Origin of the sequence: Micromonospora sp. NPDC004551, from assembly GCF_040609975.1 — a bacterium.
GTDB lineage: Bacteria > Actinomycetota > Actinomycetes > Mycobacteriales > Micromonosporaceae > Micromonospora.
Genome location: NZ_JBEXLM010000019.1, coordinates 38,421 through 63,204 on the forward strand (window position 1 = coordinate 38,421; position 24,784 = coordinate 63,204).

The following is a 24,784-nucleotide window of genomic DNA, read 5'->3' on the forward strand; positions in this document are numbered from 1 at the left end:
TGCACGGGACGACCCTGCGCGAGCTCGGCATGACCGTCGTGGCGGGATCGGCCCGACCCGCAGCAGGGCCGGCCGCCACGTCGACCACCCGTCGCAAGCAGAAGGAGGGGAGAGATGAGACGCATACAACGACGCATTGCGCTGCTCGCGCTGCCCACGCTGGTGGGAAGCGTCCTCATGGCAACCGGGCCCGCGGGTGCGGATCCCACGGGGTCGGCAGCCGCGGCCGGCTCAGGACGATCCGGCCTCGAGGCTCCCGAGGCCGCACGCCTCGTACGCATCAAGCTCACCGGCGCCGACATGCTGGACAAGGTGGCCGCCGCCGGCTTCGACCTCGAACACGGCCTCAAGCGCGTGCCGACCGGCATCGAGGGCGAGGCGGTGGCGACCGCCGAGCAGGTCGCCGAACTGGAGGCGCTGGGCGTCGAGATCCTCGGTGACGGCGAGGGCTTCGCCTGGAGCGAGGAGGCCGACGGCGGCCTCCAGGCCCTCCGCACGAACGCCGTCCAGCCGCTCGCTCACGAGGAGACGGTGCGGATCGCCCGTGCCGACTGGTTCACGACGAAGGGCCAGGGCTTCCTGTACGTCGAGGCGCGGACGACCGAAGGGGCGCAGACGAACCCGATCGTCGGGATGCAGCTCGAGAACGACTCGGGCCCGGGCACGGCGTTCGGCTCCGCCCGGACGATGAGCCGGTTCGTCGACTCCGGGCAGTACATGTTCCACCGGAACCTGTTCAAGCTCGGCACCCGCCCGAGCCAGATCCGGGTCACGAGCTCGACGGGGGGCGTCACCACCGCCTACGTCTCCAACTGGCTCGAGGACGGCGCGCCGCCGCTGACCGCGAACCCCGCGTACAAGTGGGACTTCGTCGACGGTTACCGGCACCCGCAGCAGCTCTTCAGCCGCGCCGAGGAGATCGCCCGCCAGTACCCGGACATCGCCGAGATCGTCTACCTGCCCAACAAGACGAACGGCTACCAACGGAAGGCGCAGGCCACGATCGGCGGCACCGGGCAGAGCGCGGTCGTCGTCAGCTCGGCCGCCTGGGGCCACGAGGGCGGCAACGACATCACGGTCGAGTTCGTGGACCGGCCGGGGGCGAACCTCCCGCTCGGGGTCGAGGTCACGGGCAAGGCGATCCGCGTCCTCCTCGCGAAGGACGCCTCCGGTGCGCCGTCGAGCACGGCCACGCAGGTGGCGGCGGCGCTGGAGAGCCAGTCCCAGGGCCTGATCGACCGGGCGCACCCGTACCGCACCAACACGGGCACCGGCATCGTGGCGGCCACCCCCGGCCCGGTCGCGCTCACCGACTTCCTCGACCAGAAGCGCGTCGGCGCGCCGGAGGGCGAGGTGCCGCGCGGGCCGGCCACGATCCCCGTACTGCGGATCGGCAAGCACCGCGACGGCAGGAACCCGGGTGTGCTCATCCAGGCGCAGGACCACGCCCGCGAGTGGGTGCCCGCGACGACCAGCCTGGAGTCGGCCGAGCGTCTGGTGCACAACTACAAGTCCGACTGGGAGACGAAGAAGATCGTCGACAACACCGACGTCTTCTTCATCCTGTCCAACAACCCCGACGGGGCGAACTACAGCTTCTACAACTTCGCCTCGCAGCGCCGGAACATGACGAACCACTGCGCGGACGACAACGCCGATCCGGCGCGGCGCAACTCCTGGGGCGTCGACCTGAACCGGAACTACCGGGTCGGGTCGGCTCACGACGGCTACTCGGGCGGGTCGAACAGCTGCGTCAGCGACACCTACCAGGGCCCGGAGAAGCTGTCCGAGCCGGAGTCGAAGAACATCATCTGGCTGGTCGAGAAGTACTCGAACATCAAGTTCATGATGTCGGTGCACTCCAACGGCGGCCAGCTGTTCTGGCAGCCGGGCGCCTACATCGCGGACGGGCGGATCACCACCCCCCGTCCGCCGCTGGGTGACGAGGCGTTCTACTGGCAGTCGGCCGCCCGGATCCTGTCGCAGGTCAAGGCACACCGGCAGACCGTCGTCACGCCGGAGAACGTCGGCGGCTCGTCGGACGTCCTCTACTCCTCCGCGGGCAACGTGCGCGAGGACCTGTACCACAACTACGGGATCTACGCCTTCGGCTGGGAGGTCGGCGGCTCGATCTACAACCCGGCCACCGGCAACTGGCAGGGCGGTTCGTTCCAGCCGGCGTGGGTGGGGAACCCGGACCTCGTCAGCGGCCACTCGGAGACGATGGAGTACGCGAACGGCATCATGGAGATGTTCCGGATCGCGGCGGACTGGGGCAAGGACCACCAGAAGCCGACGTCGCAGCTGGTTCCCGGCGGCGCGAAGTACTCCGGGCCCGTAGACGTGCGCTTCGAGACGAGCGAGCCGGCCACCATCTACTACACGACGGACGGCAGCCGGCCCACCCTCGAGTCGCCGCGCTACGCCGCGACCGAGTTCCGGGAGCCGGGGCAGGTGTTCCACGTGACCGAGACCACCACCTTCCGCTGGTTCTCGGTCGACAGCGCCGGCAACATCGAGCAGAACTACGACCCGTCGAAGACCGACAAGCGCAACAACTACCGCACGGCGACGATCACGATCGAGCAGTAGTCAGGCGCCACGGCGCGTCGTCCCTGATCATCGCCTCGTCAGTGGGGGTTTCGCCCTCACTGGCGAGGCGATGGTCGTGACTGTCCGCGTCCTTTCGGGAGTTCGGCTTCCCGCCGTGCGTCGCGGCGCTCGGCCTGTGGTTCCTGCTGGGTGCCGTCGACGTCCTCCGGCCGGCCCAGGCCCTGACCCCGTACTCGACCGTCCGGGCCCGTCGCTGAGCCCGTAGCCGTCATCAGGCGATTCAACCTCCGCACAAGGTTTGTCCACACCTCCACCGGCAGCCTCTGGTGCAGATATCCCGGACGCCCGGGACCACTCTCACAGGAGGTTTCCATGCAGTTTCGGCGAATCGCTACGGTGGGCGCCCTCGCCTTCGGTGCGGTGCTGACGTTCGTCGCGCCGGCCTCGGCTGCCGCGCCGACGGTCCAGGCCGCGGCGAGCCCGCCGTCGGCCTGCTACGGCGGCTACTCGTTCGACGGCGGCGCCTTCGCCTGCTTCGCCCCCTACGGCGAGCACCTCTGGGTCTGCGACACGGGCAACAACCATCACCCGGTGGTGAACTACGCGATCAACGGTGGCTCGTGGAGCGGCAACAAGCACTACTACCCCGGCTACGGCAACTGCGTCGACATCGACCTCGACATCGCGGAGTCCGGCTACATCACGTTCACCGTCGCGAACTACGAAGGGTCCACGTTCGTCAGCGGAAGCCGCGTCTTCGAGGTTTCCGCCAACGGCTGACGCCGCCGGTTCAGCGGGCCCCGCGACTCCTCGGAGTCGCGGGGCCCGTTTTTCGCGTCCGTCCCAGAACGTAGGCGCAGGACCTTAACTATTCGAACTCGTAAATGTCACCGGGTACACTGGAGAGGTTTCTTGAGCAAATCTTGAATCGCCTGGTCAAGCCGGGAATGGACGACCGCGGGGGACGGTGTCGGTGAAGTTCAGGCTGCTGGGCGAGGTCGAGGCGGGAATCGACGGCGAGTGGGTCGACCTGGGTCACGCGCGGCAGCGCAGCGTCCTGGCGGTCCTGCTCATCGAGGCGAACCGCGTCGTACACGTCGACCAACTTCTCGACCGCGTCTGGGCCGAGAATCGTCCGCAACGTGCCGTGAACTCGCTGTACAGCTACCTGTCCCGGCTGCGGTCCTGCCTGGCCGGCGCCGAGGGCGTCCGGATCTCCCGCCGATCGGGCGGCTACCTGCTCACCGTGGATCCGGCCGCGGTGGACCTGCACCGGTTCCGTGAGCTGGTCACCGGGTCGGGGACCGACGACGACGACGAGGCGGCGCTGCGCCGCTTCGACGAGGCCCTCGGCCTGTGGCGCGGGGAGCCCTTCGCCCGGCTGGACACCCCGTGGCTCAACGAGATGCGGGAGGCGCTCACGCAGGAGAGAATCGCCGCCGAGCGGGACCGGACGGATGTCGCGCTCCGGCTGGGCCTGCACGCGTCGGTGCTGCCCGACCTGTTGCGGGAGGCACCGGCCCACCCGCTGGACGAGCGTCTCGCCGGGCAACTCATGCGCGCCCTCTACCGCTGCGGCCGGCAGGCCGAGGCGCTCGATCACTATGACCGGCTCCGGCGTGTCCTGGCGGACGAGACCGGTGTCGACCCCGGGCCCGATCTGCAGGCGTTGCACCTGGGCATCCTCCATGGCGAGCCGGCCCTCGCCGCGCCGGCGACCGGGACGGCGCCGCCCTTTCCGACGCCCCGGCAGCTGCCGGCGCCACCCCCTCTGTTCACCGGCCGCGTCCGCGAACTGGCGACGCTGTCGAACCTCCTGGACGGTCCGGCCGGCGACGCGGAGGCCGTCGCCGTCGCGGTGATCGGCGGGATCGGCGGCATCGGCAAGACCTGGCTGGCCCTGCGCTGGGCGTACGACAATCTGGACCGCTTCCCGGACGGCCAGCTGTACGTGAATCTCCGCGGCTTCGACCCCGCCGCCGAGCCGGTACCGCCACCGGTCGCCCTGCGCGGCTTCCTCGACGCCCTCGCCGTGCCGCCCAAGGCGATTCCGAACGGCCTGGACGCGCAGGCGGCCCTCTACCGCAGCCTCATCGCGGGCCGGCGAATGCTGATCGTGCTGGACAACGCCCACGACACGGCGCAGGTCGTCCCGCTGCTGCCGGGCAGCCCCACCTGCACCGTGCTGGTGACCAGCCGCCGCCGTCTCGGCGGGCTCCTCGCGCAGGGGGCGCAGGGGTTCACCCTGAACGTGCTGACCGACGACGAAGCCCACCACCTGCTGTCCCGCCGGTTCGGGTCGCGACGGGTCGCGGAGGAACCCGACAGCGTCGCGGCGCTGCTGGCCCGGTGTCATGGGCTGCCGCTGGCCCTGAGCATCGTGGCGGCCCGCGCGGCGATGCACCGGGACCTTCCGCTCCGGGCTCTCGTCGAGGAGTTGTCCGAGGAGGCGACCCGGCTCGACGCCCTGACCACCGGCGACCTGACCGCCGACCTGCGTGCCGTCTTCGCTGCCTCCACGCGGGCCCTGCAGCCCCGGGCGGCCCGGGTGTTCCGCCTGCTCGGTCTCACCCCGGGCCCCGAGGTCAGCCTCGGGGCCGCGGCGAGCCTCAACGACCTGCCCGCGCAGCAGACCCGCACGCTGCTGCACGAACTGCACGAGGCCCACCTGGTGCACCAGCAGACCGCGACGCGATACCGCCTGCACGACCTGGTTCGCCTGTACGCGGCGGAGCAGGTCGAGCGCGATCTCCCGGAGGCCGGGCAGGCCGCCCTGCGTCGCATGCTCGACCACTACCTGCACACCGCACACGCGGCAGCGCGCCTGCTCGACCCCCTGCGCGAGCCGATCACACTGCCGCCCACGGAGCGCCCGCCCACCCTCGATCCGGTAGCCGACCAGGGTCAGGCCCTGGCCTGGTTCCACACCGAGCACGCCGTCCTGCTCGGCATCCTCGGCCGGGCGGCGCAGGAGGGCCTCGACGCGTACACCTGGCAGTTGGCCTGGACGCTGGAGAGCTACCTCGACGAGCAGGGGCACTGGCGCGACTGGACGACGACCCAGCGGGCGGCGCTGCGTGCCGCGTGCCGCCTGGGCGATCGGCGCCGGCAGGCCTGCTCCCACCGCAGCCTGGGGGTGGCCCACACGCAGCTCGGGGAGCTCGACGAGGCCCACCGGCACCACCGCCAGGCGCTCTCGCTGTTCGAGGAACTGGGCGACCTGGTGAGCCAGGCGCACACCCACCGTGGGCTCGGCTGGGTCCACCACGAGCAGGACCGGTGGTCCGATGCGCTCCACCACAACGAGCTGGCCCTGGAGCTCTACCGGCAGGCCGGGCACCGGGCCGGGCAGGCGCTGGCCGTCAACAACGCCGGGTGGCTGCACGCACAACTCGGCGATCACCAGGCGGCACTGGCGTACTGCCGGCGGGCCGTCGAGCTCAACCAGGAGATCGGCGACCGGCATGCGGAAGCGGGCGCCTGGGACAGCCTGGGTTACGCATACCACCACCTGGGTCGGCACGCGGATGCCAACGCCTGCTACCAGCGGGCTCTCGACCTGGTCCGCAGCTTCCGGGACCGGTACAACGAGGCGGAGATCCTGACGCATCTGGGGACGAGCCATCGCGCCGCCGGCGACATGGGCCCGGCACGGGACTTTCTGGGGCAGGCGTTGACCCTCCTCCGCGAACTCGACCATCCGAACGCCGATCAGGTGGCCGAGGCGTTGCGCGAACTCGACCGCGCCGCGGCACGGTGAAACCGTATTCACGCAGGCCCGTTCAACACGCGTTCAAGAACGACCCGAGCCCCCGTGCCGAAGCTTTCTGACGTCGATCTCCATCACTCAGAAAGCCCGCCCGATCGGGGACCCGACACCGGCTCTGCGCCCACGGACAGAGCCGGTGTCGTCCTCGTCCTCAGGTCAGTCGCGCATACCACTGGGCGCCGGTCACCCGGATCCGCGTGGACTGCTTGCGATTCCACTCCACCCGCATGCCGTGCTCGCGCAGTACCGGGAAGACGACGTCGTCCAGCAACCGTTCCAGGTCCGCCTGATAGCGGGCCTGTTGCTCGGCCTCCGGCAGCGCGGCATAGGCGGCCTCGTCGAAGTCCGCCGGCGGATAGGCGCCGTAGCCGAGGTAGACCTCGCCGTCCTCGCTCGCGACCAGCGACTCCGTGTCCTGCTGGTGGTACCAGAGGTATCCGTGCCAGTGCCGGGAGTCGTCCCGCTCGTCGTGGATCTCAGCGGCCGCGCAGGTGCCGCAGCAGCTGAAGTTCTCCCTGGCCAGCACACCGAGCCCGGTGAGGTCGTCGAAGGCCCGGGTGAGGTTGCTCCGCACGTCACCCCACTGCCGCTGCTGCTCCCGCCGGGCGGCCAGCGCCTTCTCGTGCGCCGCTCGGAGTTCCTCGTCGGAGGCGCCGTGGCGCTGCTCCTCGTCGTCGAAGAACTCCACGAACTCGTCCGGGTCGTCCTCGCCTCGCACGATCCAGTCCCAGACCTCGCGCTCGATCTCCCCGCGACCCGGCTCCGCGATCCGCTCGGTCAGGAACCGGACGCCCTCCGGGCGATCGTTGTATCTCCATGCCGTCACGGCGCCGATCCTGACAGGAGGCTCTGACACCTTGCGCCGGGCCGTGGACGACCGGTGATCGCGGGCAGGGGCGGCGCCGCCGCGTCGCGCGCCGTCAGTCTGCGGGTGCCGGCTCGGCGGGCCGCCGCGTGAAGAAGCGGACGATGTCGTCGGCCGCGGTGGGGGACAGCATCATCGCCTGAACCCGTGCGGACATGTGGGCGATCGGCTCGATCCTGGTGAACATCGCCTCCTCGTACGCCCGGATCGCCGCGTCGGGGTCGGCGGGATCGGTGGCGAGTTCGGCGGCGAGTTCGGCGGCGTCGAGCATCGCCTGGTTGGCGCCCTCACCGACCGGCGGCATGAGGTGCGCGGCGTCGCCGATGAGGGTGATGCCCGGCTGGTGGGCCCAGCGTGCACCGGCGGGCATCGCCTCGATCCGGCGTGGCGCCGGCGGAGTGTCGCCGGCTTCGATGAGTGCGGTGAGGCGGGGGTCCCAGCCGTCGAACATGTCCAGCAGAGCGCGCTTGCTGCGGTAGGTGTCCAGGTGACGGCCGTCCGCGGGTAGGGAGATCCCGACTCGGATGCTGCCGTCGCCGAGGCGTTGCGCTGCCAGAATCCGGCTCACGCCGATGCACCAGAGGTTTCCCGGGCCGACCAGCTCGGCGAGATCCGGGTGGCGCCGGTCGGCGTCGCTGATGCCCAGCTCGACCAGGGTGGCCACGGGAGACAGTGCCGCGTCGGTCAGCAGCGACCGGACGACCGAGCGGGCGCCGTCCGCGCCGATGAGAACGTCGCAGTCGGCGCGGTGACCGCCGTCGAACGTCAGCCCGAAGCCTGCGCCGGGTCGTGGCACCGCCGCGACGAGCCGGTGCCGCCACATGACAGTGCCGGCGGGGAGTGAATCGAGCAGAAGATCACGCAGCGCGCCGCGGTCGATCTCGGGGCGTCCGGAGAACGAGCCGGATTGCGGCTTGTGGTGCACGAGGGTGCGTCCGGCCGGATCGAGGATGCGATGCTCCTCGCCCTCCGGCCGCGCTTCGGACCGGAAGCCGCCGGCGAGACCCGCATCGGTCAGGGCCCGTTGCCCGGACTCCGGGTGCAGGTCGAGCGAGCCGCCCTGCGAGCGCGCCGATCGGCTCGCCTCGCGCTCGTAGACCACGGCGCCGATGCCGTGCCGGTGCAGGATCCGGGCCAGCGTCAGGCCGCCCAGGCCACCACCGGCGATCGCGATTCGCATCAACATCTCCGTTACCGTACGCTGTATCTCATGGATACGCCGTACGGTAGCGCACCGCTGCCCGTCTGGGAACGGCCCGAGCCCCAGCCACGGACGGCGCCGGTGCCGCTGAGCCGCGCGAAGATCGCCGCCACGGCGATCCGGATCGCCGACGCAGACGGCCTCGACGGGCTGTCGGTACGCAAGATCGCCAAAGAGCTCGGCGTCGGTCCGATGCGGCTCTACGACTACGTGGTCAACAGATCCGAACTGCTCGACCTGATGGTCGACGCCGTGTACGCCCGGATCGCCGAGGCCGGCCACCACGCCGAGTGGCGCGCCACGGTGCTGGCCATCGTTCACCGGACCCGCGACGTCGCCCTGGAGCACGAGTGGTTCGCCGACCTGCTCGGCGCACGGCCACACCTGGGACCCCACGCGCTCGCCGTGGCCGAGTCGACCGCCGCGGCGCTCAGCCAGGCCCCTGGCGTACGCACCATCGACGATCTCCAGCGGGCCCTGGGCGCCCTCAACGCGTTCATCGTAGGAGCGCTCCGCAGGGAGATCACCGAGCGGCGCACCGCCCGGTCAACCGGCACCGACGAGTCCGCCTGGCAGGCCGCTCTCGGGCCCTACCTGACACGCATGCTCGAAACAGGCCGCTACCCCACCGTCGCCCGGCTGGTCATCGACGGCGCCCACCTCAACGCCGAGGAGACCTTCCACCACAACCTGACCACCATCCTGGACGGCATCACCGGCCAGCGCTCCTACTCGGCCCGCAACCGCCGATTCGAAGGGTGACGGCAGCACTCGGCCCAGAGGCCGACTTCTGTCAGCGTTTCTGCTACTGCCTGGTTCGCGCAGAGATCACCGGCCACCGAGCCGAATCGGGGTAAGCCCGGCTGCACGCGCCGCTGACGGAGCGGCCGTCAGCCCTCGATGAAGCGGGACCGGACGATCGCCGCCAGCTGGGATCGTGAGGAGATGCCCAGTTTGGGGAACGCCTTGTAGAGGTGGTAGCCAACGGTCCGCGGGCTGAGGAAGAGCTGGGCGCCGATGTCGCGGTTGGAGGCACCACCGGCCGCCAGCCGGACGACTTCCCGTTCCTGGGGAGTGAGCACACTGAGCGGATCACCGGCCTTGCGCGGCGCAGCCGGCACATCCCCGGTCGCACGCAACTCGGCACGGGCCCGCCGGGCCCACAGCTCCGCACCGAGTCGATCGAAGATTTGCAGTGCGCCGCGTAGCTCTGCGCGGGCGTCCGCCCGCCTTCGGGCCCGTCGCAGCCACTCGCCGTAGGCAAGCCGGGTCCTCGCCTGTTCGTATGGTTGGTCGTCGCTCGCGTGGAGACGAGCGGCGTCCACGAAGTGCGCTTCGTCCTGGTCGACGAGGGCCCGGCAGCGTAGGGCGATCGCGTCCGATGCCGGTTGACGGACCTGCCGCGCCCACGTCAGGTAGCGATCGAGCGGCTCCTTCGCCCGGTCCGGCTGGTCACTGCGGACGGCTGCCTCGACCTGGTCAGCGGCGCAGAGGACTCCGATTCCCACCGGCGGGACGGCCTCCAACTGCCGCAGGGCGGCGTCCGGGTGTCCCTGGGCGAGTTCGAGCCGGCCGAGCGCCCACCGCCCGATGGTCGCGGCGAGAACCAGCCCTTGTTCGTCGGCGCGCCGAACGCCTTCCTCGGCCTTCTCGCGGCATCCCGGCACATCCGCCTGGTGGGCGAGCACCCAGGCGATACAGCACGTGAGCTGGGTGACCCGCTGCTCGTGACCCAGATCCGTCGCCAACCGCAGCCCCGCGTCGAGCGTCGCCAGCGCCTCGCCGTACCGGCCGAGCAGCCCTTGTGCGAACCCCTGGTCCTGCAGCGCGAACGCCAGCCAGCCAGCCATCCCGCTCTGCTGGCATTCCGCCACGACACGTCCGGCGATCTCCTCGCAGAAGGCGGCACGGCCCGCGGGGAGGCAGACACCAGCGGTGAAGGTGAGCCCCGGCACGCCCAGCTCGGCGAGCGCAGGTGCGTCGAGTACCTCGGTGATGAGCTTGATTCCGCCGGGGATGTCGCCGCGCAGCAGCCGGGTCAGCCCGATCGCCTGGCTGACCAGCGGCGAACCGGGAAGCGCGTGAAGCGTCGCGGCTGCCTGCTCCGCCAGCCGCGCGTCACCGGCGAACCAGGCGCAGCGAACGGCCTCCACCAGCAGCCAGCTGGCCTGGTCGGTGGCGTGGGCAGCGACGCGAGGGACGGTGTCCATGATGATTCGGCCCGCCGCCAGCGGGGAGCCCAGCTCGAATTCGCGATGGGCGCGCACCTGGGTGAGCGCCACGATCATTGTGGGCTCGTTCACGTCGGGGGTGGCGTTGTCGGCGAGTGCGGCGGCACGGCCCATCAGGCCGGCGTCGCTCGCGGCCAGCGCCGCAGCGGCCAGCCGCGCGGATCGGCGTACCGGCTCGGCGGTGAGCTCGGCGGCCCGTTCGTAGGCGGCCGCCATCGCGGCGTGACCGCCACGCGTGCGGGCTCGACCCGCCGCCTCCTCCAACTGTTGCGCGACGTCCTCGTCGGGACCGAGCGCGGCGGCGGCCAGGTGCCAGGCCCCCCGGTCGGCGGCATCCGGCGCGGTCGTACTGCTCAGCGCCTCGGCAAGAGCTCGATGTACGGCGAGACGTTGGCTGACCGGGGCCCTCTGATAGGCGGCAGCCCTGATCAGGGGATGACGGAAACCGACGGTCGACCCCCTGATCTCGATCAACCTGCTCCGCTCGGCCAGTTCGAGACCGTGGAGCGAAGCGCCGGCAGCGACCAGTGTCGCGAGCTCACCTGAGCCGCCCGCCGCCGCGATCAGTAGCGCGGTGCGCGCGAGCTCGGGAAGCTCCGCCATCTGCGCGTGAAAGGCCTCCTGGACACGATCGGCCACGGGCATCGCGCCCACCGGCGACAATCGTCCCGCCCGCTGTTCGGGACTGAGCGCGGCGGGTAACTCGATGAGCGCCAGCGGGTTGCCGTCCGACTCCTGAATGAGGCGCGCCCGTACCTGGGGTGGAAGGTCGACGGGCAGCAGGGCTGCCGCCGCGGTGCTGTCCAGGCCGTCCAGCCGGAGTTCGGGCAGTCCGGTGGCATGGAAATCCGGGCGAGCGGCGAAGATCATGGCGACGCCGTCAGCCTCGAGTCGGCGCGCGGCAAACACAAGGGCGTCGAGGGACGCCTGGTCGAACCATTGCGCGTCGTCAATGAGACAGATCAGCGCACCGTCCCCGCCCACCTCGGACAGAAGGCTCAGCGTGGCCAGTCCGACCAGGAACCGGCTGTCCGGCGGCGCGTCGCACAATCCCAGGGCGCCGCTGAGCGCGGTGGCCTGCGCGTCGGGCAGGGCGTGAATCCGATCGAGGCCACTTCGCAGGAGCAGGTGGAGTGCGGCGAACGGCAATGCCGCCTCGGACTCGATACCGACGCCGCGTAACACCCGCATGCCGGCTGCCTGCCCGGCGGCGTACTCCAGGAGCGCCGACTTGCCGATTCCCGCCGGACCACGGATCACCAGGGTGCCGCTGCGGCCGCTCCTGACATCTTCCAGCAGCCGATCGATCTTTGCCTGCTCCTTGGCCCGCCCGTGCAACACGACTGGCAACCTACCGTCACGACGACTGATTCGGGATGGCGCCGATCTCCGTAGCTTCGTGACCAGACGCACGTCAGCACCACGAAGGGACCTCCGATATGGCTACGATCGCCAGCACCGTCCAGACCGCCGATGACGCCAAGCTGCTCCGCTTCGCCCTCAAGCAGGACGCGATCGGCTCGGGCGCCAACGGGGTCGTCTACCTCGCTGTCGCAGCGATCTTCGGCAAGATGTTCGGCCTGCCCGCCGCCTTCCTCTACCCGATTGGCGCGTTCCTGGTCGCCTTCGCCGCCACGCTGCTGTTCCTCGCGTCGAAGCCGAAGGTGAGCAGGCCCGCCGTAGGTGTCGTGATCGCTGCCAACACCGCATGGGTGATCGCGAGCGTGGAGTTGCTCGTCGCCGGGTGGTTCCCGTTGACCGGCCTCGGCACCGCATTTGTGATCGCACAGGCGGTAGTGGTCGCCGGCTTTGCCGCTCTGCAGCTTGCCGGGCTCCGCAAGGCGGTCTGAGTCCGTCGTGCCTCCGGTGCCCGCCCGTGACGGGCGGGCACCGGTGGTCAGGGATCTCCGACGTCACCGTTGCCTTGCCCGGCACCTGCCGGACCGCGCTCAAACTGCGACGCGAACAACCCGGTGAGGCCCGTGCAGCCGAGTCCGCGAAGGTCTGACCGCGTCGGCGCACCGGTGGGTGTTCAGTGGTTCTGGGTTACCTGGAAGCAGGCGACGTCGTACTGCGCAACGGACTTGGGGTTCTTCGAGTTCTGCGGCTGCTCCCCCGCGTAGTGCGCCCCGGCGATGCCGCCGTCCGGCCTGAACGGGGAACCGGGACCGGGAGCCTCGGCGGAGTGACCCGGCCTCGTCGTGGCGCCTTCGTCGCCACACTCCTTCGAGGGCTGGCCTGTTCCACCGGGGGTATGGGGGTTGGCGGCGAATGCCGCACCGCTGGTCGCTGCGAACCCGACCGCGAGTGCGGCACTGCTGGCACAGACCAGCGCAACACGTACAACAGTTCTCATGTCTTCCTCTCATATCGTTGGCAGCCGTCGTTAGGGAGTCCGGGTTACCGGGGCTGCCGAATCAACAGCACCGCCGGTGAGCTGACGGACGGCAAGGCCGCCGGCCACCTCGCCGCGTATGCCAGCAGGGCCACCGACGCCACCCACCGCCTCACCAAGACGGCGAACCCGCGGCGGCACATCCGCAGTCACCACTGCTGACGCATGACAGAATGCTCTAAACTGGGCAAAGGTGGCAGGACGGGCGAGCCGATGACGACGGGCAGGACCGCAGAGCTGCTGCGGAAAGCCGGGGATCCACAGCGGGCTACGTTCCTGGAACTCTTCTTCGACCTGGTGTTCGTCCTCGCGCTCGCTCAGCTCTCGCGCGGCCTGGCCGAGGATCTCGGGTGGAGCGGCGCATTCCGCACCCTGGTGCTGCTGGGAGCCATGTGGTGGGTCTGGTCCAGCACCGCATGGCTGACCGACCGGACGGACCCGCAACGACCGGTGATCCAGGCGCTGGTCATCGCGACCATGGTTGGCAGCCTGGTCATGGCGGCCGCGGTGCCGGAGGCGTTCGGCGACACGGGCCTGATCTTCGCGGGCGCCTACGTCGCCGTACAGCTCGGCCGAGGGCTCGTGCTCGCTGTCGTCCTGCGTGGCCACGAACTGCAGCGCCACAGCGTGCGCGGGTTGTTCTGGTACGGCCTGTCGGCGCTGCCGTGGATCGCGGGGGCGCTCGTCAACGGCACGGCGCGGGGCGCGTTGTGGGCCCTCGCGGTGGTGCTTGACCACACGGCGGGCAGGATCGGCTTCCCCACCCCGGGGGCGGGCCGTTCGCCCAGCCAGGACCTTGTGATCTCGGGCGAGCATTTGTCCGAGCGCTACCGGCAGTTCTTCATCATCGCGCTCGGCGAGCTGATCCTCGTTACCGGACTGGCGCTGAGCAGCAGCGGCTTCGCGCCGGACCGGAGCGCCGCGTTCGCGGTGTCGATCGCGACCACCGTGCTGCTGTGGCGGATCTACATCTACCGCGCCGGGCAGGTCCTGGCGGGAGCGATCGCCGCGTCTGCCGACCCGGTCCGCCTCGCCCGATCGGCGTCATACGCCCACCTGGTGATGGTGGCCGGCGTGGTCGCTGCAGCCGTCGGCGACGAACTCGTCATCGCCCACCCGCTCGGGCACACCCCACCGGCCTGGATCGCCGTCATCCTGGGCGGACCCGCGCTGTACATGGCCGGGCGCGCCCGCTTCGAGCACGCGGTATTCGGCCGCGTGTCCCGGTCCCGGCCGATCGGCGTCCTCGCACTGGCCGCCCTGGCACCGGCGATGCTCCTCCTGCCGCCGGTCGTGGTCGCCGCCGCTGCCGCCCTCGTCCTGACCGGGATCGCCATCTCGGATGCGGCCCGCGCCCGCGGACACCCGCCCGAGGCGCCGTCACCACCCGGCTAGCGGAATTGCCACCTACGTCTTGAGGCTGTTCCGCCACACAGATCCTGGGACCCGACACGGCCCACGACCGGGTGTCCAGTCTCTGTGCCTCTGACGCTGTGTCGACAGCTGGCGCGATCAGCGTCAGCGAACACCGGCACCGTGATCGTCAAGGCGCGGCTCCGTGCACTGCGGTGGGCGATGCCGTTCAGCCGGTTGCCGACGACGGCTTCACCACCTGGTACATGGCGTGGTCCTGCCACCGGCTGGCGATGTTGAGGTACTCCGGCGCCATGCCGAACTGCACGAACCCGTTGCGCTCCAGCACCCGCTGCGACCTGGCGTTGTGCAGCAGGGTTTCTGCCTGTACCCGATGCAGCCCCAACTCATCGAACGCCAGCCGCACGATCTCCCGAACCGCCCTGGTCGCGAACCCCTGACCGTTGTGGCTGACGCTCACCCAGTAGCCCATGGCGCACGACTGGAACGGGCCACGCACGATGCCGTTGAGCGTGATGCGGCCGATCACCCGACCGGAGTCGTCGAGGATGACGTGGGGCAGTTTCGATCCCTGCTCGTACTGCTGGAGATCCGCTTCGATGACGGCGCGCTGGCCCTCTGCCGTGAAGTAGTCCTCGCTACGGATCGGGTCCCACGGCGCGAGAAACTCACGGTTGGCGCGGAGCACCTCGGCCAGGGCCGGCGCGTCCTCGGAAGTGATGAGTCGGGTGATCTTCACCCACCCATCGTTCCAGGCCGGCATCTCTCCTGCCTGCCCAGGCTTGGCCGGGCCACGATCGCAGGTCAATGAAACAAGTAGCCGAGAAGGGTTCACTCGGTCATGCGATGGACCTCCGATGCTTGGGAAACAGCCGGCGAACGCTCATGGGTCTCACCATGCGGCGGACGGGTGGGCGGGCGCTCGTCACACAGGCTGCAGCGCCGAGATGTTCAGTGACCGAGCGGGCGGTAACGGAGGTGAACGACGCCGTTCTTGAATCGGCGCTCGTCGAGGAGGGCGAAGTTGTGGCGCACGCCGGTGGGCAGCCCCGGCTTGCCGCCTCCGACGGCCGTGGGCCAGACCAACAACTGGCACTCGTCAACCAGTCCAGCCCGCATGGCTTGCGCCGCCAGGTTGGCGCCTCCAATGGTGATGTCGCTGCCGGCGGTGGCCTTCAGCTGGTGTACGGCGGCGGGGTCGAAACGGCGCTCCAGGCTGGTGGCGGCTGTTGACACCTCGGTGAGAGTCGTGGAGTAGACGATTTTGTTCGCCGCTTGCCAGGCGCTGGCGAAGTCAGCCATGAGGCCGGACTGCGCGGCTAGAGCAGGGTCGGTTTCCCAGACAGCCATCATCTCGTACAGGCGCCGCCCGTAGAGGAACGTACCCACCGACCGCAGGAGGTCGGTGGTGAACGTGAATACCTCGTCGTCGGGCGGGAACCAGGCGAAGACTCCGCCTTCGTCCTCGATATAGCCGTCAATCGACACGTTGGTCACGTAGATCAGCTTTGCCATGCCTCTACCTCCGGTGCACGTAGGACCCGATTGGGATGTCACCCTCGCCTGCCAGCTGGTGGAGCATCACGTCTGGTTCGGGACCGGGCAGACCTCTCCGCCTCTCGCCCCTTCTACGAACGACTCGGCCCGGATCCGACGCCATCCCGAGAAAGAGTTCCACGGGATCGTCGACTGGTCGGCGCACGCCAGCGCTGTCCGCTTCGAAGACCACTCTTCGCCGGCGACGCGCTGGTCCTCGTCACCGGCCTGCGCAAGGGCGAGGCACTCGGCCTGACATGGGAGGCCGTTGACCTCGACGCCGGAGAGCTGACCATCGGCCGCCAACTCCAACGAGTCCGCGGCCAACTCCTGCATCGCGACACCAAGCCCCAAGCATCCGACGCCCTCCCCCTGCCCGACATCTGCCTGACCGCCATCAAGCTCAGACAAGAACAGGAGGCAGGAGCAGCGCGATCACCGTCCACGACGCCAGACGCACCTGCGCCACCCTGCTCGCCGACCTCGACGTCCAGTGGGATCGAACCAGTGACCTCTTCGGTGTGAATGTTGATCTCGCCCGCTGCGGCGCTTCAGCCGATGCCACCGGATGCTGTCGCGTGCCAGCCGGTCACCGTCGAAGATCGCCTAACGATGGATGACCGGACCTCTTGCTGATTTCTTGCTGACGTAGCGACCCACCACGTCGAGCCTGGTGGCCTAAACAGCCGGCGTCGCGCAAGACCCGCCCGCCGCTTCGTGCGGGCCTTGCAGCGGCGAGTGCAACCACTCGTAGGCATCGACGGGCTGGCGCCTACCGGCCATCATGGGGCAGTGACCGATACTCAGCCGCGCCCCTCCGCGTCGATCCCCCATGCCGTCCTGGCGGCCGTGGTCACACATCTCCTTATGCTGATCTGGCTAGTCTCATCCCTCGCCGGCTACAGCCTGTTCGGCGGCGCCTGGACGGCAGCCCTCGCGCTCTTCCTGTCCGTGAGCATGACCCGTCACGTCCTCGACCGCTTGAAGGAACGGCTACCCGCCCGGGTCAATCGGATCAACGACCTGCTTGGCAAGGCCCTGGTCGTCATCTTCGCGGGCTGGGTCGGTCTCTTCCTCGCTACCCTGATGTTTTGATGACTGGTCTGATCGCCGCAGTCCCACCTGGCTGCCATCCCGACCCCACCAGCTGCCGGGCTCCATCGACGAAAGCGTCATGATCTACCCCGCAGCGCGCGCGTAGTGGCCGGGGATAGGTTAACGTGGCCGCCGAATCATTCGGCGGCCACGTAACTATTGCAATTAGAAGCTCATCGCGTTACAAGTGGTCAGTACTGGCCAGCCACGCAGTTACTCGCCGCGCGTCCACATTTAGCGAATCCGGTAACGTTGTGATCGACATCCACGGCGTAGACGAAGATGTCGGTGATTCCGCCTGACCAGTCACTACCATCAAGCGCGATGTTCTTGAGGTCGTAGATCCTACCGGTGGACCCTGGGCGCACGCAACCGGTAGAGGATGGGTAGTCGTAGGAATCCACATAGGAGCTTCCCTGCATACCGATGACCGTGAACCGGCCGCACTCGTTAGCCGCCACATAGAAGGCGACGTTAGTAAGCGTTGCCGATCGGTTGTACCACGCGAGCCCACCCGTTGCCTGCGCGGCCAGCGCGCCCGCACCGTTCGCGTGAATCGCCTTAGCAGTAAATGACGAGGGTGCCGCCTGCGCAGCGACGCCGAAGCCGAAAACGCCAGCAGCCATTACGCTGGCTGAAATGCCCACCCGTGCCAAGTTCCTGACGAACACGTCATCCCCTAACGATGGCGCGCCGTACGCCCCGCGGTGCACGGCATCGCCTAGAGTCTATGCAAAGCAGTTACCCGCGTACAAGATCAGGAAGAGTACTCGCCCTAACGGACTTCTCGGTCGAGCTGCTGGCGGCGCATCGTGAGGCGTACCCAGCCGGCCCTCGGGATGAGGTGTTCACCAACTCGTCCGCCGGTCCGCTGCGTCGAACCCTGTTCCGGGCTCGCGTCTGGCGTCCGTCGCTGGTCCGTGCCGAGTTGCTCGGGGAGGTAAGCCGCCTGGGCCACTTCAAGTGGCGGGCAGCGTGGGTCGACCCGGAAGGCGTCAAGTGGAGCGCGGAGTTCACCACCGAGCGGGAAGCGGTCGCATACGTGGCGAAAATGGCGCCGGGTGGGCTACGTTTCCACGACCTACGCCACTCGTATGCGACCGAACTGGTGTCGCGCGGCGTCCCGGTCAACGACGTCCAGGCCGTGATGGGCCACGCTCAACCTCTACACCCACAGTCAGCAAGAGAGGCACCCTCTTCCGAGGGTGCCTCTGCTGCTTATTCGTGGTGGGCGATACTGGGATCGAACCAGTGACCTCTTCGGTGTGAACTCTCGGCGAGCGGGTCGGATCTGGCTCGATGCGAGGTCAGAGGGCCTGCTGGGGCGCTTCTCGGCTCGGTTCGGCTGGCACGGCTGCTGTACTTCGGTGCTGTACTGCTGGCATCAGACGACGCGCAGTACGCGGACCTTCGGGCGCTCGTTTCTCAGGTGGCCTTGCTTGTGCTGGCGGACCTGCTCGTCCCAGACCTTTTGGTCGTAGTCCGGGTGGGGTGGGATCCACTTGTGGGAGCCGTCGCTGTAGTGGAACTTCTCGTCGCCGGGTCGCAGGATGCTCATCGGGTCCAGCCGAGGAATCGGTGGTGCAGGTGGCCGGCGGGGACGCGGGTCAGGTCCTGGGCGGCGTCAACGAGTTGGGCGGCCAGGTAGAGGGCTAGCGACACCGAGGCCTGGTCGTACTCGGCTCGCAGCTCCCGCCGCCGGGTCTGGCATGGCCACTCCCCCGCGCAGCCGCCGCACGTCCACGAGGGCCTGACCGGGAGGTGCGCCGTCATCGCCGGCCGTCCTGGCTGGGCCAGTGGCCGCGGTTGATTGGGATGCGGTGACGGCTTCGGCACGGCAGGGTCGCGCCGCAGCGGCAGACGTGTCGCCAGTGCCGCCACGACCACACGGGCCGATGGCGACGGGCGAGGGTGAGCGCCGCCGCCAGGACGTACTCCTCGTAGGAGACCCGCTTCATCGGCTCGCCGGAGCCATCAGGGTCACGGACCGCCGAGTCGGGTAACCGGATGGGTTCACTGCCGCCTCCTCGTGCCGCAGGTGTCCGGAGGCGTGGATGCCCGACCGTGGGGGATGCGCCGGACATCCACGCCGGCGAGGACGGCCCACAGCGCCAACCGGGGGAATCGACCTCCTCGGCAACCTCCCACAGGTACCGTTGGGTAGTCAAGGGCTGGTGTAGGTGGTCTACTCGTGTTGCCAACCGAGGGGAACACCGTGCCACCGCGTTACCGCTACGAGCAGATCGCCGACGACCTGGCCGAACGCATCGCGTCCGGCGAATTCCCGCCGGGTTCCAAGCTGCCAAGCCGGCGGGAGTTGATCGAGCACTACGGCGTTACCGAGCCCGTGATCGACCGCGCCATGCAGGTGCTACGGATCAAGGGGATGACGGAGACCTTGCCAGGCGTAGGCGTCTTCGTCGCCGAGTAGGCCCTTTCTACAGCCAGACACAGCCGGGAGCCCTCGCTTGTAAGGCGCTTCCCGCAAGTGTCGGAGTGTCCGCTGACGGCCGCCGGGTCCAGACCGGAGGGGAAAACCGTGCGAGCGCGTACGGCCACGGCCGCCAGCGTTGAGGTCAACCGCTGATGTCAAGCCGCCCCCTGTCACAACCTCAGGCTCGCCGACCCAGCGTGCGACCATTGCTCGGTGCCTGAGCAGCCACCGATCGACATCTTCCAACGCCTCGCCGACAACATCCGTGGCGAGCTCGTGGCCATGAACGTCCCGCTGAACCTACGGCTCGACGACGCGACGTTGGAGAACGTCGCCGAGGCCATCGCCACCAACATCACCTATGCGTTTGACGTCACGTGGGCGCCGAAGTGGGTCAAGGCAGGCCAGCCGCACAGGTGGCAGGAAGACAACTCCGGCAGCAGGATGTATCACGTCGAGTGCCTCGGCTGCGGCACAGTCTTCGGAGAAGCATCGGCGGAGGCAGCCGAAGCGTCGTACCGCGATCACCAGCGCCGCCTTCACTCTCCCGATCCAACGGCCAACGACGCTTCGGTGTGAACGCGGGTGGGGGACATCTTCGGATGCTGTCGGTTGCTGTCCTGCCTTGCACAGCAAGGCTTGTCAGCCGTCCTGTGTCTTCTGATGCCAGCCGTTGCTGTTGCTGTCGCTGCCTCCCGGCTGCCTCGGTCAGCTTGTCTGCTACTTCGCGTTGAACTGCCGGCGGGCCCGTGGCCTGTCAGGCGAAGTTGGTCAACGACGCCTTCCTAACCGAGGTGGCTGGCGCGACTCGGCTGGGCTCCACACCCTGGCTCACCAGCAGCCGACCATGGCAGAGTCCATGCCATGAAGGTCCGTGGTACAGCGGTGGCGTGCGACGAGTCGGGTTCGGACGGAGAGCAGCTGGTTCCGGCGACTCACCCCGTATTCGCCCTCGGCAGCGTCATCCTGACTCATGGTCAGGCGGACAGAATCATGGCCGAGGCACGCGAGCGGACGGGCAGCCAGGCCCAAGAGTTGAAGGCCAAGAGCGTGGTGAGAAATGACAAGGTTGTTCGGTGGCTAATGGGCTCCGAAAGCCCTCTCCTCGGCAATGCCTGCACGTATCTCGTGGAGAAGGACTACTTTATCTGCGCCAAAATCATTGACCTGCTCGTCGAGGAGGTGTTCTACGGCAAGGGGATCGACATCGTCCAGGGCGGCGAGGTGCGTCGGATGGCTCAAACGCTCTACCACCGCGGACCCGAAGTGCTAGGGCAGACCTGGCAGGAGCTGCTAGCGGCCTTCAACAGCCTGCACCGCCGGCGGGTGCGTAGCGGTGAGAAAGTCAACGTCGAGCAGTTCTTTCACCTCGTTGGTCGGTTGCCGGCGCACACGGGCGAGGAACGCTTGGACGAGGTTCTGACGGTGCTCAAGGCATCGCGCAAGTATGCGGAGGATTTCCAGGATTTGCTCGATGAACCAACGGTTAGCGCCCTAGACCCGATTGTGCCAGCGCTGGAGCGTACGGTCAGCCGGTGGGCAAGTCTTCGGGAGCAACCCCTGCGGGTCTACTGTGACAAGTACAGCCACCTGGAGCGACCCGAGGCGGTTGGTGTGCTGTACCGGTACTGGAGGAACGTTCAACAGATCCGAGTCCAGCAGGTGAAGCTGGTGGACAGCAAGAAGGACAGCCGTGTCCAGGTCGCTGACTTGGTTGCGGGAATCTCGCGCGAATACGTTCAGCGCGTTCTGGGTGGTGACGTTGGCGCTCTGGACGCTGTGCCTGCCCTAAGATCATTCATCCATCCGGACTCGCTGTGGTCAGACTCGGGGGTGTGGCAAACGCTTCAGCCGACGCCAGTCATTGCCGGGCCAACCCGCTCCCAAGCCATGCGGTGATTCTCCGGTCACCTCGCAGCCTCGGGCTCACCCACGTTCTCTCCGGTGTTCGAGGAGGTGCTCCAGTTCGTCAACCTCTCCGTCTCCTGGTCGCGGCAGGATGTTCTTGCGAGACCCGTCAGCGCGGAATGCCTTTTCAGCAAGGGGCTTGGGGCAGCCATCCGAGTAGTAAAGCTTGTGACTACCTGCGCGACGCTGCATGATCCAGAAGGTAATGCCCCATCCGACGAAGAGGATCAGTCCCACTACCATCAGCCACTGCCCCCAACCCACCACCGGACTCCCTCCACGTTGCGCACCAAATGTGGGCGACCGTGACACAGCGTAGCTCCCTAGTTACATATGTCAATCGGGAGGCCCAGAGCAAGCCAACAGACTCTCACCGCTCCCCAAGCAGACCGGATGCTCAGTCCGACCGCGCGCGCTGTTGCGGCACGCCTGCTGTCCGCTACCCGACGACACTGCGCCTGGAGAGGTGCTGGCTAGCGGACAGTTCGGCGTCACAGCCTGCCGCTCCGAGGCGCTGGCACCCCCGCGCGTCGCACCGAGCCCGTACTCTGTCCTCCATCGAAGTGGATATGCATAGGGGTCATCAGCCGGATGAACGAGCGGACAACATCCAGGAAGACGAGTTGGACATGCTGGGCCGGGGATATGTCGGCTCTAAACGCCTTGGGAAGAGTGGTCCAAGAGGTTGTAGACCAACGCCGTCGTGAAGTCGCAGAAAAGAAGCGATCCGAGCTTAACGCCCTTCTGAACACCTTCGATGAAGCCACAGTCGAGATAATTCGCGATTGGGAGTCAGGCGCAGAAGAGCAAGAGTCAATGGCGATGAACGCCGCGGACGGAGCCGAAAATGCTCTTCAGATCATGCAGAAGAGAGCGAGGCGCTTCGCCAATAAGAACCACTACGAATATCAGCGGCTGCACTCGGAACTCACCCGCTTCGAAGAGGCTTCCAAGGAGGACATTGTTGAACTAACAGTCGTCGATAAGTACGAGGAAGTCTACGGACGAGTCGACGAGGTGTTGGCGGAGATGGATCGCCGCAGCACCGTGAGTGTTCGGTTCAGAGCGGACGGTTCTCGCCCGCCTGACAGGCAATACGGCAGAACAAGCGAGTACGTTTCTGACGGGATCCACCTCAGGCTGGGCGGCCAAGGTGACTCGCCCTTCAGAACAGACCGTCCAGTATCCCTGACAGTCACCTCCCCATCAGCTGGATGGGCTAGGGCGGCCTTCGCCCGCGTAAGCGATGAGATCGAGAAGGGCGTACCGAGGTGGGCCGTCGTTAGGCGGCCAAGCGCTCAATTTTCTTTGAGCCTTCTATACTTCGCCGTTCCCTATATCACTGTCATGCTAATAATAAAGGCGCGACAGCCGATTTGGATCGCAGGATTTTGGGCCGGAATCATCGCCTGGTTGATCTCAAGCGTCTCTGGCACAGCTTCTCGTTTCCATAACTGGCTCTTCCCACCCTTTGAAATCACCCAGGATGGCGCGGAGTCTTCAGGCACGAGGCGAATTCTGTTCCTCATCACGCTGATGCTATCCGTCCCGATTGGCATCTTGGTCAATCGCATCTCATGAGATCATCCCGGTAAGTCGCACTGCTGCGGCCCACCCATAGGCAGAGGACCTATGTCGCTAAATCTTTTATCCGGAGAGGCCTTCAACCTAACCACACTCATTGTCTCAGGGTTGGCGCTGGTTGCTGCAATTGTAGGGATCAGGTACAGTCGCAGCGCGCTCTTCCCCGGCAAGCGAGAGCTCAGAGTTCAATGGGTAAAGCCAGCGCCTCTCATCGGCAAGAGCTCCACAGATCGAATCTCCTTGCTGGTGGAAGTCAATAACCGCGTCTTGGAAACTCCATATCTGACCCACGTCGAGATACTCGTTACCGGACGCTATGACATCAAGTCAAGCGACTTTGATCAGGGCCAGCCCCTTGTCCTAGACTTTGGGACCCTAGCCGCACTTGCGTCCATCCAGTTCACCTCAGCAGAAATTGTCTCGGCCGAAGGCACAAAAGTCCTGGTCCGCCCCACGCTGCTGAAGCGTGGAGCGGGAATCAGCTTTGATGTGATTACGGAGGGATCACCCGAGGTGACTCTGGCCTCCGACCACATTGCCGACACAAAGGTCATCCCTGCAGAGCGGCCCAGCGCAGCCGCGTTTTGGAGAAATCAATTTCGACAGGCGCTTGCCGCCTGTATCGCATTTGCCCTTCTTGGCGTTTTTGGGATAGGGCTCTCCTACTGGGAGACTTACCAGTACCACCAATCATCAGAGCGATTGTTGCAACTGAGCCGACGCATTATGGAACTTTGCGGTGCCTGAAGGGCGCCGCCTAAGCGCCATCCCGTCTGCCATCGACCCGCCCTCTTGGGGAGCGGGCCGCCGCCCGGCCCGCCACGTCAAGCGGGCATTGACGGCCGTTCGAACGTTGGCGGGCCGGGCGGTGGTGTGCTCGGCTTGCCCGGGTCGATGGCAGACGGGATGGCTCCCTCCGCAACCACCCACGGACCGTGACCGCCGACGGTGCCCCAACCATCCTGGAGCCGGAGCGCCCCCGCCGGAGGCGCCCTAACCGCAACCCTGTGACCGCCGCCAGCTCGCCGACGCGGTCGGCGTGCGCTCCCCTACGCCGCGCGGGCTCGCGGCCGCGCGGCCCGGCCGGCTGCCGGCCCACCCACCACCGGTCAACGACCTCCGTTCTGCGGCGGCCCTCCGGGCTTCCCGCTCTCCGCGCCAGCCGCCGGGCGTCAGGCGTGACGGCCGCAGAGCGACAGCGGCAGCGGCCGGCGCGCGCCCAGGCGGCGGCGCGTGCGGCCCGTCAGGGGCCGCCTTGATCGATGTAAGGAAAGTTCTCACACTCGGCAGCCGGCCGGCCGGGCCTCGCCCTGCAAAGATGACGGCATGGACCGCTTCGAAGGCCGGTGCTGGCTGGACTGGTGGGCGAACTCCTCCACCCTGCTTGGCAGCGTCGAGGTGGACGTCGTAATTGCCGCCGTCACCGGCGGCTGGGAGGCCGACGGTCGCCTGGTCAGCGAGAGCGACGAGGACCGAGAGTCTTTTGCATTCCTGTGCGAACTCGACCCCGTCTTCACGCTGCGATTCGAAGACGAGAGCGTTGTCGCCGTGACCGTTCATCCCACGGATGGGCATCGCCGCTTCAGCCTCACCGAGTACACCGGTCCGGTCCAGCGATCGGTCGTCAACCGCATCGCTCTGTAGGCACCGCCGGACCTGATTGGCTCGACAGCAGTTTCACGGCACGTTGACGTGTCGGTACCCGGTGCTACTCTGACCTTCGTCGAGCACACCAGCGCGGCCTTCCCGCCGGATCGCTGGACTCGACGTCGGAGATGCCGAGCGGCCGTCCTGCCGCTGATGCGGGCCACGTCCCGCCGGCTCTCGATCGCACCGGCC

General features: G+C 67.8%; 22 protein-coding genes and 1 pseudogene. 15 read left to right on the top strand and 8 right to left on the bottom strand.

Annotated elements, in window-relative coordinates; translation table 11 throughout:
- The first annotated feature begins 114 nt into the window (after positions 1–114).
- The 3 genes from ABZW14_RS21865 (at position 115) to ABZW14_RS21875 (ending at position 6,313) form a co-directional block, all read left to right on the top strand.
- The gene (locus ABZW14_RS21865) at positions 115–2,592 is read left to right on the top strand and encodes a M14 family metallopeptidase (protein WP_355349381.1); all 2,478 of its coding nucleotides are present in this window, start codon (positions 115–117) and stop codon (positions 2,590–2,592) included.
- A 333-nt stretch (positions 2,593–2,925) separates the two neighbouring features.
- Positions 2,926–3,333 (top strand): hypothetical protein, encoded by a 408-nt coding sequence (locus tag ABZW14_RS21870; RefSeq protein ID WP_355349384.1) that lies wholly within the window; start codon positions 2,926–2,928, stop codon positions 3,331–3,333.
- A 193-nt stretch (positions 3,334–3,526) separates the two neighbouring features.
- Positions 3,527–6,313 carry a BTAD domain-containing putative transcriptional regulator gene (locus ABZW14_RS21875; protein ID WP_355349387.1) on the top strand — a complete coding sequence of 929 codons (2,787 nt, stop codon included), beginning with the start codon at positions 3,527–3,529 and terminating at the stop codon, positions 6,311–6,313.
- A 160-nt stretch (positions 6,314–6,473) separates the two neighbouring features.
- Here ABZW14_RS21875 and ABZW14_RS21880 read toward each other — a convergent pair whose 3' ends face one another.
- Both ABZW14_RS21880 and ABZW14_RS21885 read right to left on the bottom strand, forming a co-directional pair.
- Positions 6,474–7,148: a hypothetical protein gene (locus ABZW14_RS21880; RefSeq protein WP_355349390.1), complete on the bottom strand. Its 675-nt coding sequence runs from the start codon at positions 7,146–7,148 to the stop codon at positions 6,474–6,476.
- Between the two features lie 94 nt (positions 7,149–7,242).
- On the bottom strand, positions 7,243–8,373 hold the full coding sequence (locus ABZW14_RS21885) for an FAD-dependent monooxygenase (RefSeq protein ID WP_355349393.1): 1,131 nt from the start codon (positions 8,371–8,373) through the stop codon (positions 7,243–7,245).
- Positions 8,374–8,397: 24 nt separating this feature from the next.
- Between ABZW14_RS21885 and ABZW14_RS21890 the strand changes: the two genes are divergently transcribed.
- Positions 8,398–9,150: a TetR/AcrR family transcriptional regulator C-terminal domain-containing protein gene (locus ABZW14_RS21890; RefSeq protein WP_355349396.1), complete on the top strand. Its 753-nt coding sequence runs from the start codon at positions 8,398–8,400 to the stop codon at positions 9,148–9,150.
- Between the two features lie 128 nt (positions 9,151–9,278).
- On the opposite strand, the gene ABZW14_RS21895 is transcribed toward ABZW14_RS21890, so the two are convergent.
- Positions 9,279–11,960: an AAA family ATPase gene (locus ABZW14_RS21895; RefSeq protein WP_355349399.1), complete on the bottom strand. Its 2,682-nt coding sequence runs from the start codon at positions 11,958–11,960 to the stop codon at positions 9,279–9,281.
- A gap of 98 nt (positions 11,961–12,058) precedes the next feature.
- Here ABZW14_RS21895 and ABZW14_RS21900 point away from each other — a divergent pair, with 98 nt between their 5' ends.
- Both ABZW14_RS21900 and ABZW14_RS21905 read left to right on the top strand, forming a co-directional pair.
- Positions 12,059–12,469, top strand: coding sequence for a hypothetical protein (locus tag ABZW14_RS21900; RefSeq protein WP_355349402.1), 411 nt, complete (start codon positions 12,059–12,061; stop codon positions 12,467–12,469).
- A gap of 710 nt (positions 12,470–13,179) precedes the next feature.
- Positions 13,180–14,409 carry a low temperature requirement protein A gene (locus ABZW14_RS21905; protein ID WP_355349405.1) on the top strand — a complete coding sequence of 410 codons (1,230 nt, stop codon included), beginning with the start codon at positions 13,180–13,182 and terminating at the stop codon, positions 14,407–14,409.
- A gap of 187 nt (positions 14,410–14,596) precedes the next feature.
- Here ABZW14_RS21905 and ABZW14_RS21910 read toward each other — a convergent pair whose 3' ends face one another.
- Entirely contained in the window at positions 14,597–15,127 is a 531-nt protein-coding gene (locus ABZW14_RS21910) for a GNAT family protein (protein ID WP_355349408.1), read from the bottom strand.
- A 212-nt stretch (positions 15,128–15,339) separates the two neighbouring features.
- Positions 15,340–15,903 (bottom strand): dihydrofolate reductase family protein, encoded by a 564-nt coding sequence (locus ABZW14_RS21915; RefSeq protein WP_355349411.1) that lies wholly within the window; start codon positions 15,901–15,903, stop codon positions 15,340–15,342.
- A gap of 210 nt (positions 15,904–16,113) precedes the next feature.
- On the opposite strand from ABZW14_RS21915, the pseudogene ABZW14_RS21920 reads away from it, so the two are divergent.
- Positions 16,114–16,544: pseudogene (locus tag ABZW14_RS21920) on the top strand (hypothetical protein); the annotation flags it as partial.
- Positions 16,545–16,716: 172 nt separating this feature from the next.
- Positions 16,717–17,019, top strand: a complete 303-nt coding sequence (locus ABZW14_RS21925; RefSeq protein WP_355349413.1) for a hypothetical protein — start codon at positions 16,717–16,719, stop codon at positions 17,017–17,019.
- 191 nt (positions 17,020–17,210) lie between these two features.
- Here ABZW14_RS21925 and ABZW14_RS21930 read toward each other — a convergent pair whose 3' ends face one another.
- A complete protein-coding gene (locus ABZW14_RS21930; RefSeq protein WP_355349416.1) occupies positions 17,211–17,690 on the bottom strand; it encodes a hypothetical protein in 480 nt (159 codons plus the stop codon).
- 380 nt (positions 17,691–18,070) lie between these two features.
- Here ABZW14_RS21930 and ABZW14_RS21935 point away from each other — a divergent pair, with 380 nt between their 5' ends.
- Entirely contained in the window at positions 18,071–18,274 is a 204-nt protein-coding gene (locus ABZW14_RS21935; protein WP_355349605.1) for a tyrosine-type recombinase/integrase, read from the top strand.
- Positions 18,275–18,403: 129 nt separating this feature from the next.
- Here ABZW14_RS21935 and ABZW14_RS21940 read toward each other — a convergent pair whose 3' ends face one another.
- Both ABZW14_RS21940 and ABZW14_RS21945 read right to left on the bottom strand, forming a co-directional pair.
- Positions 18,404–18,577 carry a hypothetical protein gene (locus ABZW14_RS21940; protein ID WP_355349419.1) on the bottom strand — a complete coding sequence of 58 codons (174 nt, stop codon included), beginning with the start codon at positions 18,575–18,577 and terminating at the stop codon, positions 18,404–18,406.
- A complete protein-coding gene (locus tag ABZW14_RS21945; protein WP_355349422.1) occupies positions 18,574–18,792 on the bottom strand; it encodes a flavin reductase in 219 nt (72 codons plus the stop codon). The genes ABZW14_RS21940 and ABZW14_RS21945 overlap by 4 nt, the downstream gene beginning before the upstream one ends.
- A gap of 418 nt (positions 18,793–19,210) precedes the next feature.
- Between ABZW14_RS21945 and ABZW14_RS21950 the strand changes: the two genes are divergently transcribed.
- The 6 genes from ABZW14_RS21950 to ABZW14_RS21975 all read left to right on the top strand — a co-directional run bounded on the left by ABZW14_RS21950 (position 19,211) and on the right by ABZW14_RS21975 (position 24,589).
- Positions 19,211–19,450, top strand: coding sequence for a GntR family transcriptional regulator (locus tag ABZW14_RS21950; protein ID WP_013476970.1), 240 nt, complete (start codon positions 19,211–19,213; stop codon positions 19,448–19,450).
- 216 nt (positions 19,451–19,666) lie between these two features.
- Complete coding sequence (locus tag ABZW14_RS21955) at positions 19,667–20,032, top strand: hypothetical protein (RefSeq protein WP_355349425.1); 366 nt, start codon at positions 19,667–19,669, stop codon at positions 20,030–20,032.
- Positions 20,033–20,317: 285 nt separating this feature from the next.
- A complete protein-coding gene (locus ABZW14_RS21960; RefSeq protein ID WP_355349428.1) occupies positions 20,318–21,352 on the top strand; it encodes a DUF3800 domain-containing protein in 1,035 nt (344 codons plus the stop codon).
- A gap of 600 nt (positions 21,353–21,952) precedes the next feature.
- Positions 21,953–22,942 (top strand): hypothetical protein, encoded by a 990-nt coding sequence (locus ABZW14_RS21965; RefSeq protein WP_355349431.1) that lies wholly within the window; start codon positions 21,953–21,955, stop codon positions 22,940–22,942.
- 51 nt (positions 22,943–22,993) lie between these two features.
- Positions 22,994–23,692, top strand: coding sequence for a hypothetical protein (locus ABZW14_RS21970; protein WP_355349434.1), 699 nt, complete (start codon positions 22,994–22,996; stop codon positions 23,690–23,692).
- 579 nt (positions 23,693–24,271) lie between these two features.
- Positions 24,272–24,589, top strand: coding sequence for a hypothetical protein (locus ABZW14_RS21975; RefSeq protein ID WP_355349437.1), 318 nt, complete (start codon positions 24,272–24,274; stop codon positions 24,587–24,589).
- The last annotated feature ends 195 nt before the right edge of the window (positions 24,590–24,784 follow it).

Bases quoted from the DNA above. Each gene is read 5' to 3' on its own strand.
- ABZW14_RS21965 (WP_355349431.1), top strand. From the start codon at position 21,953: ATGAACGAGCGGACAACATCCAGGAAGACGAGTTGGACATGCTGGGCC.
- ABZW14_RS21975 (WP_355349437.1), top strand. From the start codon at position 24,272: ATGGACCGCTTCGAAGGCCGGTGCTGGCTGGACTGGTGGGCGAACTCC.
- ABZW14_RS21890 (WP_355349396.1), top strand. From the start codon at position 8,398: ATGGATACGCCGTACGGTAGCGCACCGCTGCCCGTCTGGGAACGGCCC.
- ABZW14_RS21970 (WP_355349434.1), top strand. From the start codon at position 22,994: ATGTCGCTAAATCTTTTATCCGGAGAGGCCTTCAACCTAACCACACTC.
- ABZW14_RS21885 (WP_355349393.1), bottom strand. From the start codon at position 8,373: ATGTTGATGCGAATCGCGATCGCCGGTGGTGGCCTGGGCGGCCTGACG.
- ABZW14_RS21945 (WP_355349422.1), bottom strand. From the start codon at position 18,792: ATGACGGCGCACCTCCCGGTCAGGCCCTCGTGGACGTGCGGCGGCTGC.
- ABZW14_RS21900 (WP_355349402.1), top strand. From the start codon at position 12,059: ATGGCTACGATCGCCAGCACCGTCCAGACCGCCGATGACGCCAAGCTG.
- ABZW14_RS21870 (WP_355349384.1), top strand. From the start codon at position 2,926: ATGCAGTTTCGGCGAATCGCTACGGTGGGCGCCCTCGCCTTCGGTGCG.
- ABZW14_RS21905 (WP_355349405.1), top strand. From the start codon at position 13,180: ATGACAGAATGCTCTAAACTGGGCAAAGGTGGCAGGACGGGCGAGCCG.
- ABZW14_RS21960 (WP_355349428.1), top strand. From the start codon at position 20,318: ATGAAGGTCCGTGGTACAGCGGTGGCGTGCGACGAGTCGGGTTCGGAC.
- ABZW14_RS21935 (WP_355349605.1), top strand. From the start codon at position 18,071: ATGGCGCCGGGTGGGCTACGTTTCCACGACCTACGCCACTCGTATGCG.
- ABZW14_RS21940 (WP_355349419.1), bottom strand. From the start codon at position 18,577: ATGAGCATCCTGCGACCCGGCGACGAGAAGTTCCACTACAGCGACGGC.
- ABZW14_RS21915 (WP_355349411.1), bottom strand. From the start codon at position 15,903: ATGGCAAAGCTGATCTACGTGACCAACGTGTCGATTGACGGCTATATC.
- ABZW14_RS21865 (WP_355349381.1), top strand. From the start codon at position 115: ATGAGACGCATACAACGACGCATTGCGCTGCTCGCGCTGCCCACGCTG.